General features: G+C 48.4%; 10 protein-coding genes. 5 read left to right on the top strand and 5 right to left on the bottom strand.

The window, feature by feature from the left end; all coding sequences use genetic code 11:
* The first annotated feature begins 2 nt into the window (after positions 1 to 2).
* The 4 genes from ACWHAR_RS13605 (at position 3) to ACWHAR_RS13590 (ending at position 4,426) form a co-directional block, all read left to right on the top strand.
* Positions 3 to 1,106: a sensor histidine kinase gene (locus ACWHAR_RS13605; RefSeq protein WP_032876975.1), complete on the top strand. Its 1,104-nt coding sequence runs from the start codon at positions 3 to 5 to the stop codon at positions 1,104 to 1,106.
* Positions 1,107 to 1,225: 119 nt separating this feature from the next.
* Positions 1,226 to 2,161: an ABC transporter ATP-binding protein gene (locus ACWHAR_RS13600; RefSeq protein ID WP_007613736.1), complete on the top strand. Its 936-nt coding sequence runs from the start codon at positions 1,226 to 1,228 to the stop codon at positions 2,159 to 2,161.
* A gap of 23 nt (positions 2,162 to 2,184) precedes the next feature.
* On the top strand, positions 2,185 to 3,279 hold the full coding sequence (locus tag ACWHAR_RS13595; RefSeq protein WP_032876531.1) for an ABC transporter permease: 1,095 nt from the start codon (positions 2,185 to 2,187) through the stop codon (positions 3,277 to 3,279).
* 1 nt (position 3,280) lies between these two features.
* The gene (locus ACWHAR_RS13590; protein WP_032876528.1) at positions 3,281 to 4,426 is read left to right on the top strand and encodes an ABC transporter permease; all 1,146 of its coding nucleotides are present in this window, start codon (positions 3,281 to 3,283) and stop codon (positions 4,424 to 4,426) included.
* A 32-nt stretch (positions 4,427 to 4,458) separates the two neighbouring features.
* Here the strand turns inward: ACWHAR_RS13590 and ACWHAR_RS13585 are convergent, their stop codons facing one another.
* Positions 4,459 to 5,289: an aldo/keto reductase gene (locus tag ACWHAR_RS13585; RefSeq protein ID WP_032876525.1), complete on the bottom strand. Its 831-nt coding sequence runs from the start codon at positions 5,287 to 5,289 to the stop codon at positions 4,459 to 4,461.
* A gap of 221 nt (positions 5,290 to 5,510) precedes the next feature.
* Between ACWHAR_RS13585 and ACWHAR_RS13580 the strand changes: the two genes are divergently transcribed.
* A complete protein-coding gene (locus ACWHAR_RS13580; RefSeq protein ID WP_003151740.1) occupies positions 5,511 to 5,996 on the top strand; it encodes a hypothetical protein in 486 nt (161 codons plus the stop codon).
* 36 nt (positions 5,997 to 6,032) lie between these two features.
* Here ACWHAR_RS13580 and ACWHAR_RS13575 read toward each other — a convergent pair whose 3' ends face one another.
* From ACWHAR_RS13575 to helD, 4 genes are all read right to left on the bottom strand, one after another.
* The gene (locus ACWHAR_RS13575) at positions 6,033 to 8,048 is read right to left on the bottom strand and encodes a Na+/H+ antiporter (protein WP_032876522.1); all 2,016 of its coding nucleotides are present in this window, start codon (positions 8,046 to 8,048) and stop codon (positions 6,033 to 6,035) included.
* A 347-nt stretch (positions 8,049 to 8,395) separates the two neighbouring features.
* Complete coding sequence (gene cysI, locus ACWHAR_RS13570) at positions 8,396 to 10,111, bottom strand: assimilatory sulfite reductase (NADPH) hemoprotein subunit (RefSeq protein WP_032876519.1); 1,716 nt, start codon at positions 10,109 to 10,111, stop codon at positions 8,396 to 8,398.
* Positions 10,112 to 10,138: 27 nt separating this feature from the next.
* Positions 10,139 to 11,947: an assimilatory sulfite reductase (NADPH) flavoprotein subunit gene (locus ACWHAR_RS13565; RefSeq protein ID WP_032876515.1), complete on the bottom strand. Its 1,809-nt coding sequence runs from the start codon at positions 11,945 to 11,947 to the stop codon at positions 10,139 to 10,141.
* Positions 11,948 to 12,121: 174 nt separating this feature from the next.
* Complete coding sequence (gene helD / locus ACWHAR_RS13560; RefSeq protein ID WP_032876512.1) at positions 12,122 to 14,437, bottom strand: RNA polymerase recycling motor HelD; 2,316 nt, start codon at positions 14,435 to 14,437, stop codon at positions 12,122 to 12,124.
* Positions 14,438 to 14,553: the final 116 nt, after the last annotated feature.

The following is a 14,553-nucleotide window of genomic DNA, read 5'->3' as shown; positions in this document are numbered from 1 at the left end:
GTATGGATTTTTGGATGCTGATGAGCAGACTGATCGCCATTTTTTATACGGCTTTTTTGTTCGTATCGGCAGACCGCCTTTACACACCGTACGCCGTCTTGTTTCTGCTGCTTTATCTGTCTTTGGGCATTGGGGTCTGCATGATCAGGCCGCCCGCTTGGAGGCGCGGGATCACCCTGCTGGCGCTGGCATTGACCGCCTGGCTTTCCGCCTTAGGCCATCCGGCGTTTCTATTTCTTTTACCGCCCGCCATTTTTGCCGTTCTTGCCGAATATCCGGTTCACCGCTATGTGTTCTGCCTGCTCGTGTTTTTGCCGTTTTTATTTATCCCGTACGGCGACCTTCCGACTTATATCATCATGACCTTGTTCTGCTTGGCGATATTCGTTTTGGCCGCCCGGTCCAGCAATCGGCTGAAAAAATATGAAGAGCAGTCAGACAGCATGCGCTCAAGCATTGAAAAACTGACGAAACAGCTGCACAGCAGCACAGAATATATCAAACAATCGGAGTATACCGGCAAACTCGAAGAAAGAAACAGATTGTCCCAAGCCATCCATGACAAAATCGGCCATTCCATGACAGGCGCGCTCATTCAGATGGAAGCGGCGAAACGGATGCTCGGCTCCCATCCGGACAAAGCGGCTGAACTGCTCCAAAACGCCATTACCATTTCCAAAGAGGGCATAGAGGATATCCGCATTACGCTGAAAAATATGAAACCGCCCGCTGAACAAATGGGCATTCACAGATTAAGAACGTTTATTGATGAATTTTCGGCCAAAAACGGGATGCCGGTTCCGTTTACGCATCAAGGCGATTTGGACAGGCTGACGCAAATGCATTGGAGAGTCATTCAGGAAAACGTAACCGAAGCCTTGACCAATGCAATGAAATACGCCGATGCCACGCAGATTTTCATTGATATCCATGTGCTGAATAAAGCCGTGAAAGCGGAAGTGAAAGATAACGGAAACGGCGCCGTCCGCTTTAAAAAAGGCCTCGGCATGCTCGGTATGGAAGAACGGTCGGCCGTCCTGCGCGGAACCGTTATTTTTGACGGCACGGCCGGTTTTTCCGTCACGACATTGCTTCCGGTTGAATAAGTGAATGTTTTCATGTGAAAAATATGAAGATTCTCATGTCAAAGGAATGAACAGCTGCACTAACGGCCGTTCATTCTTTTTTTTATAATAAGAACATCACAAGACATAGAGGTGGAAACATGAACATTTTGGAGCTCAAACAGCTGAGTAAGAAATTCGGTGATTATACCGCCGTTGACCAAATGTCGCTTGCCGTAAAAGAAGGTGAGATTTTCGGGTTTCTCGGCGCAAACGGAGCCGGAAAAAGCACGACGATCAATATGATCTCAGGTCTTTTAAAACCTTCAGGCGGAGACATTCTGTTTCTCGGAAAAGATATTTTCAAATATAGCAAAGCAACGAAAATGAATATCGGCATCGTCCCTCAAGACCTCGCGATTTACGAAGAATTAAACGCCTATGAAAATGTGAAGTTCTTCGCCGGGCTGTACGGCCTGAGAGGGGCGGCTCTGAAAGAACGGGTCGAGGAAGCCCTGACATTCGTCGGCTTGAGCGATAAACACAAATATTTGCCGAAGCATTTCTCCGGCGGAATGAAACGCCGGCTCAATATCGCCTGCGCCCTTGCCCACCGGCCGAAACTGATCATCATGGATGAACCGACGGTCGGTATTGACCCGCAATCAAGAAATTATATTCTGCAGTCAGTGAAAAAGCTGAATGAAATGGGCTGCACGATCATCTACACGAGCCACTACATGGAGGAAGTGGAAGAAATATGCACGCGCATCGCCATCATCGACCACGGAAAAGTCATCGCAGAAGGCACAAAAGAACAGCTGACCTCCATCATTACCGACACGAAGGACGTCGTGATTGAGCTGTCATCCGGAAACGGCATCAGCCTCGGCGATATTCAGGAGCTGCCCGGCGTCAGAGCCGCCGCACTGGAAGAAAACAGCGTGAAAATCAGCTCTGACACAGGGGTCAACAATTTAAACCGCCTGATCCGGTACTTCATGGACAAAGGAATTGAAATCCGCTCCTTGCAGGAACAGGCCCCTGACTTAGAAACGGTATTTCTCACGCTGACAGGCAGAAGCCTGCGCGACTGACCTCACTGAAAGGAGGATTGCAAATGAATATTCTGCACATCGCCGGGAAAGAAATCAAAATCAGCTCCCGCGACAGACGGACTTTTATTTTCATGCTTGCTTTTCCGATCGTCTTCATGCTGATTTTTACTGCGGCATTATCAAACGCCTTTGATTCAGAGGTGACGGTCGGGAACATCAAGGTCGTATATACGGACCAGTCAAACGGCCCTCTTTCTCATGATTTTACTGAGTTTATGAAAGCCGCCAAAAAAGAGCATGTCTATTTTCAAAAAGCGGACACGGAGGCAAAAGGCAAAAACGAGGTTCGAGAAAATCAGGCGGATGCTTTCGTCACTGTAAAAAACACTGGTTTTCAAGTCTATACAAATGACCGGAGCGGTATAAACGGCACGATCGTCCAAGGCATGCTGACCGCTTTTACCAATCAGTACAAAGCAGGCGCCGCCGTTTACAAGGCGCATAAGGCGCCTTCCGCCGGACAAATCAAAAGCGATTATATGAAGCAGACGTCTTTACACAAAGCGAAAGAGCCGAAAGCGAAAGATTTTTATGCGATATCCATGACGACGATGATCGGGCTGTACGCCTCGATTTTTGCAAGCAGCTTATTCCGCGGGGAAAGAATACGGCACACCGCAGATCGCCTGATCGCCGCCCCGCTCCGGAAAAGCGATATCTTTCTCGGAAAGATGCTCGGCATTTTGGCTGTGAATGTTCTGACGATTCTTGCCGTTGTCGCCTTCAGCAAATTTATCTTAAAAGCGAATTGGGGCAGCCACATGGGCCTTGTGCTTTTGATTCTCGTTTCTGAAATTCTTTTGGCCGTCAGCTTCGGGCTCAGCCTGAGCTATTTGACCAGAAAACCCGAAAGCGCCAGATTAATCACCGTCATCATCGTTCAGGTGATGTCCATTATCGGCGGCGCCTATTACAAATATGAAGGCGGAGGAATTTCCGCCCTGTCGCCCTTATCCTGGATCAATAAGGCGATTAACAACATCATTTACGCAAATGATGTATCAGCGGCATGGCCTGCACTCGGTTTAAATACAGCATTGGCGGCACTCTTTTTGCTGATCGCCGCATTTACGTTTCAAAGACGGGAGGGACTGTAATATGAAAAACTTCTGGTGGCTGTTTGCACACACTCTCAAAGGGATTACAAAAAGCAAAAAACAGCTCATTCTTTATATCGGGGCTCCGCTGATCGGCGTCTTCCTCTCCTTCATGACCAATGCCAACGGCGGAGCCGAAACGCTCAATATCGGCATTCTCAATCAGGACGGCGGAGAAGTGGCACAGGATACGGTCACGTTTTTAAAAGGACTGGATCATGTGAAGATTTCGGAGGAAACGGCTGCGTCCGCCTCATCAAAGATCGCTTCAGGAAAAATGGAGGCGCTCATTACGTTTGAAAAAGGCTTCTCCCAAAGCGTAAAAGACGGGAAACCGGCTCACATCGGCATGACCTCGCTGAAAGGCGCCCAGGTCACCGGATATGTCAGCTCTTATTTGTACAATTATATGAACAGCGCCGCCTCAATCGGCAAATCTTCCGGCGGAGACGCAAAAGCCTTTCAGGCGATGTACGCCGATTTCAAGCATTCTCCGATTCAAACGGAGTCTGCTGTTTTACAAGATACATCGAATCATAAAGAAATGACTTACTCAGTCATCGGGTATCTCATTATCATTATGCTCTATTCCGCCGGCAACCTGACGGAACTGATGATTAAAGAGCGGGAAAACAGAACGTACTACAGACTTCTGTCAACGCCGATCACATCAAAGCAGTATGTACTGGCAAACGCGGCGGTGAATATCATTATCATGGCCGTCCAAATTCTATTCGCCGTTCTCTTTATGGGCGCCGCTTTTCATATTCATCCGTCATTCCCGCTGTGGCAGCTGTTCATCCTGATGATGCTGTTTGCATTAAGCGCGATCGGAATCGCCTTTATTGCCGTCGGTTTTTCCAACAGCAGCGCTTCAACATCGGCGCTTTTGAATTTGATCGTCGTGCCGACATGCTTGCTCGCCGGCTGCTTCTTTCCGAGCAATATTATGCCGAAAACGGTGCAGACAATCGCCGAATTTCTGCCTCAGCGCTGGGTGCTCGATACGGTCGATCAATTGCAGCACGGCCGCACGCTCCAAAGCCTGGTGCTGAACATCATCATTTTGGGAGCCTTCGCCGCCGCCCTGTTATTAATAGCCGCATACAGGTTCAGCGTAAAACGTCAGACACAGACATTCATGTAAAGAAAAACAGCCCCGTAAAGGGCTGTTTTTTCTTAGAACAGAAGCTCGTCCGGATTCGGGCCGACACGCTCGTCTTTGTTCAATGCGCTGATCTTTTCCATTTCTTCCTGTGACAGTTCGAAATCAAAAATATCGGCATTTTCTATAATGCGGTGCTCTTTAATGGATTTCGGAATGGTAACGACTTCGTTTTGAAGATCCCAGCGCAAAATCACTTGAGCAACTGATTTGTTATGTTTTTCCGCAATTTGTGACAGCACTTCGTTATCGAGGAGCTGTCCCTGCATCAATGGAGACCAAGCTTCCACTTGAATGCCCTGCGCTTTGCAGAAATCTCTTACTTCTTTTTGAGTCAGACGCGGGTGGAATTCAATCTGGTTGACCATCGGCTTGATTTCAGCATCTTTCAGCAGCTCTTCTAAATGATGCACTTGGAAGTTGCTGACGCCGATGGCGCGGATTTTGCCGTCTTTGTACAGCTTTTCAAGAGCGCGCCATGTGTCTTTATATTTATCCTTGCCCGGCCAGTGAATCAGGTACAGATCGAGGTAATCGAGGCCGAGGCGCTCAAGGCTTTTCTCAAACGCGTCAAGTGTCGACTCGTATCCTTGATCTTCATTCCACACTTTTGACGTGATGAACAGCTCTTCTCTGGCAACGCCCGCAGCTCTGATGCCTTCGCCGACACCCTCTTCATTTTTATAAATAGCCGCCGTATCAATGCTGCGGTAGCCGTTTCTGATTGCCGCTTCGACGGAGTCCGCCGCTACGCTTCCGTTTTCCACCTTGAAGACGCCAAGGCCGAACCACGGCATTTCAACGCCATTATGAAGCTTTACAGTATCTTTTAAGCTTTTTGCCACGTTGAACCATCCTTTCTAGTCATTATGTAAACGGTTATTATTATCTCACATTTCCGCCGTAAGAAACCAATTATACGCTCATCGTTATCACAAAAACCATCTTTAGTGCCCAAGCACCACTGACGTTATTATTTTCCTATTTTTCAAAAATTACGGTTAGTTGGGTAACTGTCCGGGTAAATCGCTACTGTAGCCACCACACAATTGAAGGAGGAAATCATATGAAACGTATGCGTATCCCAATGTCCGTTGCCCTTGGCGCCGCTTTGTCTCTGACTCCTCTGTCCTTTGTATCCGCAAAAGAAAACCCGGCCCCTCAAAACATGGCGCAGCAAACATCAGATGTCTCAGCAAAAGATGTCGGATTAAACATTGACGTTGACCTGCTCGGCATCGGCAATTCGATTGCTGACGCGATTAAGTCGGCGCAAAACCGTGACGGCTTCGTCAAAAACTTAATGGAATCTTCATTCTACGCTTCCGGACAAAAATATAACGTCATGGTGTTTAATTTAAGCCAGGAATATGAAGATCATTTTAACGGCGTTCAGTTTTACGGTTCCGCCGTTTATGACGGCATCACGTACGGCATTTGGGTGTTTGAAGACGGAAGCTTCACCAACAAAGGTGATGGCGGCTGGATCAACTGGGCCTTCAGAGGCTGGTTTGACCGCGACGGCGATCACGTCGAATTCCATCGTCCGTAATCAAAAAAAGTCCGGCGAACAGATGCCGGACTTTTTTTATTCACCTCCGTCAAGCATGGCCGCTTCCACATCATTGATGTATTGGCGAAGCTCATGTGACATATCGCGGGAAATTTCCCGCTCTTCGAATAATGTTTGGATTTCGTTGCGGATGGCCTGCACGGCCCGCAGTTTGATTTCGAGTTTTTGATTTTCAAAACGGCGGCTCGGACTCTGTTCGTGATACGAGTGCCCCAGCCTGAAAATCAAGTGATTGTAAAAGGAAATGACGGCAAGCGTCACATCTTTATTTTCTTCAGTCATGTGTTTTTTCAGGCTTTCAATGGCCGCTTTTGCCGTTTTAACCCTTGTGGTGCGGATGAGGCCTTCTTCATTTAAAATCGACATTTCCGGCTTTTTTTGTTCACCGAAAAAGATCCAGTACATCAGGCGTTTCAGCTTTTTCTTAGATAAGCCGACTTTAAACGGATTCGTATACAGCACTTCCAGTTCATCAAACCGTTCCTGAAGGCTGTCTGCCGTTTCTTCCGGTATTTCGCCCCGCTCAATCAGCCGCAGCAGTTCTTCCTGTTCAGCCTGTATCCCTTGGGCGCGGACTTTCCGCTCATCTTTTTTCGTGCGGTTTTTGACGGTGGACTGCTGAAATCTGAGATTTTTCATTTTCTCATTGTATTCGGCAATAACCGCAAAAGAAGCCGTTTTGTTTGTCTCATTCATATTTTCTTTAATGGCCGTTAAGGCAGCCTTTATCAGCTTCCGTCTCGCTGTCAGCAATTTGACTTTCTTCTCTTTCACATTGTCTTCCGGCTTATCTGTCAAAATCGGCAGTACGATTGTCGCCAGTACCAATGTGCACATAATAACACCCGCGGCTAAAAAGAGAATCAAATTCCGTTCAGGAAACGGTGAGCCGTCAGAGAGCACGTAAGGAATGGAAAAGGAACCCGCAAGCGTGACCGCTCCCCTGACGCCTGAAACCGAAATCAGCAGAGTCGAGCGCAGGCCGGGTTTATAAATGCTCTGATCCTTGTTAAAAAACCACTTGCCGTTCCAAAAAAACAGCACCCACAAAAACCTGAGAATCATTAACGTCAGCGTAATGACGATAATGTACCCGATGACCATCATATTGTTAAACGCGGTATCATTAAAGATGACGGAAACCACATCCGGTATTTGCGCACCTAAAATAACGAAAACAAGACCGTTCAGAATGAACAAAATAATATTCCACGTACTTGAAGAGACGATTTGCAATTTGACCATCGTTGATTCAAGACGGTCCTGCTCCACCGCATGCGTGATGCCGCCGGCCACAACGGCTAAAATGCCGGAAACGCCGATTTCTTCAGCCGCGAGATAGATGACAAACGGCGTCAGAATTTGAATCAGCATATGCATCGTGACATCCTGCATGCCGAGGCGGCGCAAAAACAGCCGGAAACGGATAATCAAAAAAGAAATGACGACACCGCTGAGTAAACCGCCGGCTGAAATCAGAACGAAACTGAAGGCGGCCTGCGCCAGCGAAAATGCGCCCGTCACGGCAGCCGCAATCGCAAATTTAAAAGCGACCAGGCCGGATGCGTCATTCATCAGTCCTTCTCCTTCAAGGAGACGCAGAATGCCTTTTGGCATCTTCACTCGCCCTGACAGCGCGCTGACTGCGACAACGTCAGTCGGTGACAGTATCGCCGCCAGCCCGAATGCAGCAGCCAGCGGAATGCTCGGAATCATCCAATGAATCGTGTAACCGCCGACAATCACCGTGGCAAACACGAGCCCGAGCGCAAGCAGCAAAATCGGCGCTCTTAAATTCCAAAGTTCCGCACGCGGCGTCCGTTTTCCATCGTTAAAAAGCAGCGGAGCGATAAACAAAACAAAAAATAATTCGGTATTCAGTTCAAAATGAAGCCCCTGCGGAAATGACGCCGCAATGATACCGAGCGCCACCTGAATCAGAGGCACCGGGATAAAGGGGACAAACCGATTTACGATATTTGAGATCGCGATGATGGTTAAAAGTACGAGTACGACTAAAAATATGTCCAAAGCATGACCTCCTTCATCTGCTGCATCATATCATTATTGCCTGTTCTCTGCCTTTGCCAAAGGCCGGAGCCGATGATCGGGCAGATTCAATATATTTTCCGCACGCAACCATTCTTCTTTTATTTTACCCGTTTTTATTTAAAATTTCTCATAACGTGCTCACGGCGAACTTTTTTTCCTTCAGCTACATTTTTTCCGGAAAAAGAAAAAGCCTGTTTTCTCTGAAAACAGGCTTTTTCGCAAGCTGCGTCATCTGTTTCATGACGCGGTGCAGCGTTTATGCTGCTTAGTAAAGGATAGAGAACGCACCGTCAGTGTGTCTCTATCCTTGGTTTTAAGTGCTCATCTTATTCGTGAAAATTCGTGCCGTCTGTCGTCGCTTTAATGATGCCCGCGCGGATGACGAAATCGCCGAAGTGTTCGCCTTCCTCACGCTCTTTCGCGTAGCGCGGGAGAATGGTGCGAAGCTCACTCAGAATTTCCTCTTCACCGATATTTTCCCGGTACATTTTGCTCAAACGGCTGCCGTCAAACGCCGCTCCTAAATACATATTATATTTTCCGGGCGCCTTTCCGATAAATCCGATTTCGCCAAGCGCATGGCGGGCACAGCCATTCGGGCACCCGGTCATACGGATGGTGATTTCTTCATCCCGCAGCCCGTTTTCGTCAACAATGGCTTCAATCTTATCAATCAATTTCGGCAGATACCGCTCGGCTTCGGCCATGGCGAGCCCGCATGTCGGAAGCGCGACGCAAGCCATTGAACTGCGGCGGAGGGCGGAATGCTGCCGGCCGTCTGTCAGACCGTATTGTTCGATTAATGCGCTGATTTGTTTCTTTTTCTGGCTCGAGACATTGCCGATAATCAGGTTTTGATTAGAGGTGAGACGGAAATCTCCGGTATGGACTTTGGCGATTTCACGCAATCCCGTCATCAGCTTATAATTCTCATAGTCCGTAACACGGCCGCCTTCGATGAACATCGTAAAATGCCATTTTCCTTTTACGCCTTTCACCCATCCGTAACGGTCGCCGTTATGGTCAAAATGATAAGGTTTCGCCTCATCCAGCTGCCAGCCGAGGCGGTTCTCCAGCTCGGCTTTTACATTTTCCAGACCGAGACGGTCAACAGTGTACTTGAATCTGGCATTCTTTCTGACGGAACGATTTCCGTAATCACGCTGAATCGTAATGGTTTTTTCCGCTACATCATACAGCTGCTCCGGTTTGCAGAAGCCGATGACTTTTGAAAGCTGCGGATAAGTGGCCGTATCACCGTGCGTCATTCCCATACCGCCGCCGATTGCCACGTTGAATCCGATAAGTCTGCCTTCTTCTACAATCGCAATGAAGCCGAGATCTTGAGAAAAGACATCAATATCATTGGACGGAGGCACGGCGATTCCGATTTTAAATTTCCGCGGCAAATACAGCGGCCCGTACATCGGTTCCGTTTCCGTATCAGGAGTGCCCGCCACCCGTTCCTCATCAAGCCAGATTTCATGATAGGCTCTCGTGCGCGGAAGAAGGTCGTCACTCAGTTTTTTCGACCATTCGTACACTTCCGCATGGATTTCAGACTGATACGGATTTGAAGCGCACATGACGTTTCGGTTGACATCTCCGCAGGCCGCAATGGTATCAAGCAGCGCCGCATTGATTTTCTGAATCGTTTTTTTCATGTTCCATTTTAAAATTCCGTGCATTTGAAACGTTTCACGCGTTGTCAGCTTCAATGTATTGTTTCCGTATTTTTGCGCCAGTTCATCCATGACAAGCCATTGTTCCGGAGTTGACACGCCGCCTGGCATCCGAACGCGCAGCATGAACTGATAAGCCGGTTCAAGCTTTTGTTTTTGACGTTCATTACGGAGATCGCGGTCATCCTGCAAGTAGCTTCCGTGATGCTTCATCAGCCGGTTGTCATCGTCCGGGATGCCGGCTGAAATCCGGTCAAGCATGACTTCTTTCAATGTGCCGCGCAAATAATCGCTTTTTTCTTTAATTTCCTCAACATCACTTGGAGGGCCTTCCGGCGCTTTTAAAATGTTGTTCACCATGCTGAATAAGCTCCTTTCAAACCAAAATCAATATACGTCACGCTGATAGCGTTTTTTCTGTTGCATGTCTGCCAGGAAGCTTTCCGCTTTTTCACGGCTCATGCCGCCTTCTTCCTGAATGATATCGAGAAGCGCCTGGTGCACGTCATGCGCCATATGCTGTTCATCACCGCAGATGTATACGGCGGCTCCCTGCTGCAGCCATTCATACAGCTCTTTGCTTTGTTCTTTCATGCGGTGCTGCACATATACCTTTTCCTCCGAATCCCGGGAAAAAGCGACGTCCATTTTTGTGAGAACACCGTTTTGCAGCCATTTTTGCCATTCCGTCTGGTACAGAAAATCAGTGACAAAGTGCTGATCCCCGAAAAACAGCCATGTTTTCCCTTCAGCTCCGGTTTCTTCACGCTCCTGCATAAAGGAACGGAACGGCGCGATGCCTGTCCCCGGCCCGACCATAATGACCGGTGTATCCGGATTATCCGGCAGCTTGAAGTTTTGGTTGTGCTGAATGTAAATCGGAAGCGTATCTCCCGGCTGGAGTCTTTCCGCACACAGAATGCTGCAGACGCCTTTTCGTTCTCTGCCGTGCGCGTCATATCTGACCGCTCCGATTGTCAGATGCACCTCTTCCGGATTCGCTTCTAAACTGCTTGCGATCGAATAGAGCCGAGCCGGCATTTTACGCAGGATGGAAAGAAAGTCTTCGGCGGAAGCTTCCCACGGCCCGAAATCCCGGACGAGATCAAGCAGATCACGGCCGTTGATGTACGCTTTCAGCTGCTCTTCGTTTCCTTCGTCCAGAAGTTCACTCAGCTTTTGGTCAGCCGTAAACTGTGCGGCCTTTTGCAGGAACGGTTTTGTTAAGACGGTTATTTCAAAATGAGAAGTAAGCGCATCTTTCAAAGGGAGGCGCTCTCCTTGTTTATTCACCGCCACTTCCTGTTTTGGGTCCCATTTCAGCTCATTGATCAGCTCATCAACGAGCGCCGGATCATTTTCCGGATAGATGCCGAGGCTGTCTCCGGGCTGATACGCGAGGCCCGACCCTTCAAGCGAAAGCTCGAGATGGCGTGTTTCTTTATTCGAACCGCGTCCGTTCAGATTGATGTTCTCAAGAACCTCCGCCCGAAACGGGTTCGTTCTGGAATAAACGGATTCACCGAGAGCGGGCGTCTCGGCAGGCGCTTCGGCTGTTTGATTTCCCGCTCCTTCGTTCAAACCGCCGATGACCGCGTCAAGCCATTCCGAAAACGGCTCATCATAATCAAGATCGCAATCAACCCGCGGCGCAAGCTGGGTGCCGCCGAGCTCTTGAAGACGCTCGTCAAACTCTTTGCCGGTCTGGCAGAAAAATTCATACGAGCTGTCCCCGAGCGCCAAAACGGAGTAACGGAGTGCTTCAAGCTTCGGCGCGCGTCTGCCGTGAAGAAATTCATGAAAGGCCAGCGCGTTATCCGGCGGATCGCCTTCTCCGTGCGTGCTCACCACGATCAGTAAATTGTTTACTTTTTTCAGATTATTCGGCTTAAAATCGTTCATCGACGCGACGGTGACCTGGAATCCCCGTTCCTCAAGCGTCTTTACCGTCTGTTTCGCAAGACCTTCCGCATTTCCCGTTTGCGATCCGTATAATACGGTGACTTCTCTTGAGACTGCCGGGCTTTCTGCTGGAGTCGGAGCAGCGGGTGCGGCTGTTTCACCGGATTCGGACCGGGCCGCAGCCAAATAACCGCTCAGCCAGATTTTCTGTGATTCTGTCAAGGTCGGCAGAAGGCGGTTAAGGAGCTCTGCCTGCTCCTGATTAAACGGACTGTTCATGACCTGAAGTTGCAACGATATCCACCTCACAAGGAATTAAACGTAACGTACGTTATTTCTATAGGAATTGTCAAAATAATATTCTAATTGAAACTTTACCGAAAGTTTGTATGTAAGTAAAATATATAATCATGATGACAATGATTAAGATTACTAATGATAAAAAGCCCTTTGCACTTGGCAAAGGGCTTACACGAATAAGCCGGCGGGCACTTCTTTTATAAAAGGAGAGGGTTCTCCCGGAGACAATACGGTCAGATGATGCATCGCCCGCGTACAGGCCGTATATAACAGCTTACGGTCATGTTCGCTTTTGTACTGGGCAGCAGAGGCGTCAGCGGCAATGACGGCGTCAAACTCAATGCCTTTTGCCAAATAAACGGGAATGACGCATACCCCTTTTTGAAAAGGCTGGTTTTCTTTATTGATCAAACGCACACCGCTCCCGGCGCTGACTGCCTGAAACACTTTTTTGGCTTCCTCGGCCGTTTTGCAGATGACGGCGACCGTCTCCCAGCCTTTTTGTCTGAGCTCCCGGATTGTATCCGCCAATTGTTCCTGCCGCGCTTTTTCTGTATCCGTCCGCAAAACACGCGGTTTTTCCCCGTTCCGGTTAAAAGGCTCAATGTCATCGCCGTCAGCCAGCAGCGCTTTCGTAAATTCAACAATCTGCCGCGTCGATCTGTAAGTCCGTTTCAGGCTGACATACTTTTCTGCACCATTGCGAAAGCAGCCGGCGAGGGAAGAAGGGCCCGTAATGGTGTGGGCATAAATCGACTGGCTGACATCACCGAGCACCGTCATCTTTGCCGCTGGGAAGATGCTTTGAATATACGTGAGCTGAAATGGGGAATAATCCTGCGCTTCATCAATGAAGACGTGCTTCATTTGTGTGTTTTTTCTTTTTCCTTCTAACAGATCCTGCAAATACAGATACGGAGCGGCATCTTCATACGGAAGTGACCGTTCTGCAAATGCGTTTCTGGTCAAAGCGCCGATGCCCTCCCAATGATCGGGCTTTTCAGCAGCTCCCCAGTCTGAAAACAGCCGGAGATACATCCGTTTTATATCGAGAAAGCCGAGCCGTCTGACGGCCTGCTTAATCGGTTTAAAGGCTTTGCCGACAATAATGGCGCCAAGCAGGCGCTGTTCGCGCAGGTGGTCGTCAAATGCAGGTTCGTCATCCGCCGCTTGCTTCTTAAGTTTTTGATAAACCTCAGCATAATCTTCCTTATCAAGCAGCTCACTCTCCTGCAGCACCCATTCCTTCTTACGCTCCTTTTTTTCGAGTGCGCTGATTTCCGCGAGAAGCCATTCCGCCGTCAGCTCCGCTCTGTTCGGAATCGGCAGCTGCTGATCAAGCGAATAAAAATAGGCTTCAATCCGCTCATTTGAAATCAGGATGTCTCCCCGGAAACTGATCTGTTTACATATCAGACCGGAGACTGAAAGCGACCCGGCATAACAATCAATCATGGCCTGAAAAGCTGATGACGCTTTGTAAGCAATGGCTGCGAGCCTTACGGAAAGTGCGTTCTGATTTTGTTCAGTCAGGCAATATTCAAGCTGCTCGTACGGGCTTTCACAATCAAACTTTCGTCCGAGACGGCGGATGATATATTCCTGAAAGGTGGCCTGCTCCATATTCTCTTCTCCCAATTCCGGCAATACGGCGGACACATAACTGTTGAACAAAATGTTCGGAGAAAACAATACAATCTGACGGGCATCAAGCACCCCGCGCCCGCGGTACAGCAAGTAAGCGGCCCGCTGAAGCGCCGCGGATGTTTTCCCGCTTCCGGCGGCTCCCTGAACAATGAGATATTTGCTTTTTTCATCCCGGATGATTTCGTTCTGTTCTTTTTGGATGGTTGACACGATGTTTTTCATATGCTGTCCGGAATGGCCGCTCAGCACCTCTTGCAGCATTTCGTCACCAATCGTCATATCCGTGTTAAACATCGCTTTAAGCGTCCCGTTTTTAATGATAAACTGCCGCTTCAGTGTGATGTCTCCTTCTATCGTTTCTTCGGGAACTTCATAGCGGGCTTTTCCCGGGGAATATTGATAGTAAAGAGACGAGATGGGCGCGCGCCAATCATAAATGAGAAAATGCTCATTGTTTTCATCCATTAAAGAAGTCAGCCCGATATAAATCCGCTCGCCAGAGGACTCCCCTTTTTCTTTAAAATCGACACGGCCGAAGTAAGGAGAGGTTTTCAGCTTTTGGATTTTTTGAAGCTGCCGGTATTGAAGCCGATGCGTCCGTTCACGTTCTGAAAGCATTTCCGCCTGCTGTTTAATGCTTGAAAATGTCTCAGCCGCTTCGTGGGCATCATCCATATTCACGGTGACATCATCCCAAAACGTTTTTCTCAAGCCCACAATATCCTGCTTTAATCCGCCCGATGATGTTTCCAGAGACCGCTCTTTTTTGCGGAGCTCCTTCAGCACTTCATCTATTCTTGACTGCTCTTCCTTCCATTCCTTATCCTGCTGATTCATGAACGGCACCTCCAGAAAATAGTTGACAAACACATACGAAATACTGTAAAATATAATTGGATACATATATTTAATATATAATAAAATAGGCAAATACAATTCATCTTAGCACATTC

The organism is Bacillus sp. LR--39, from assembly GCF_053613335.1.
This window is presented reverse-complemented; position numbering and strand designations above follow the sequence as displayed.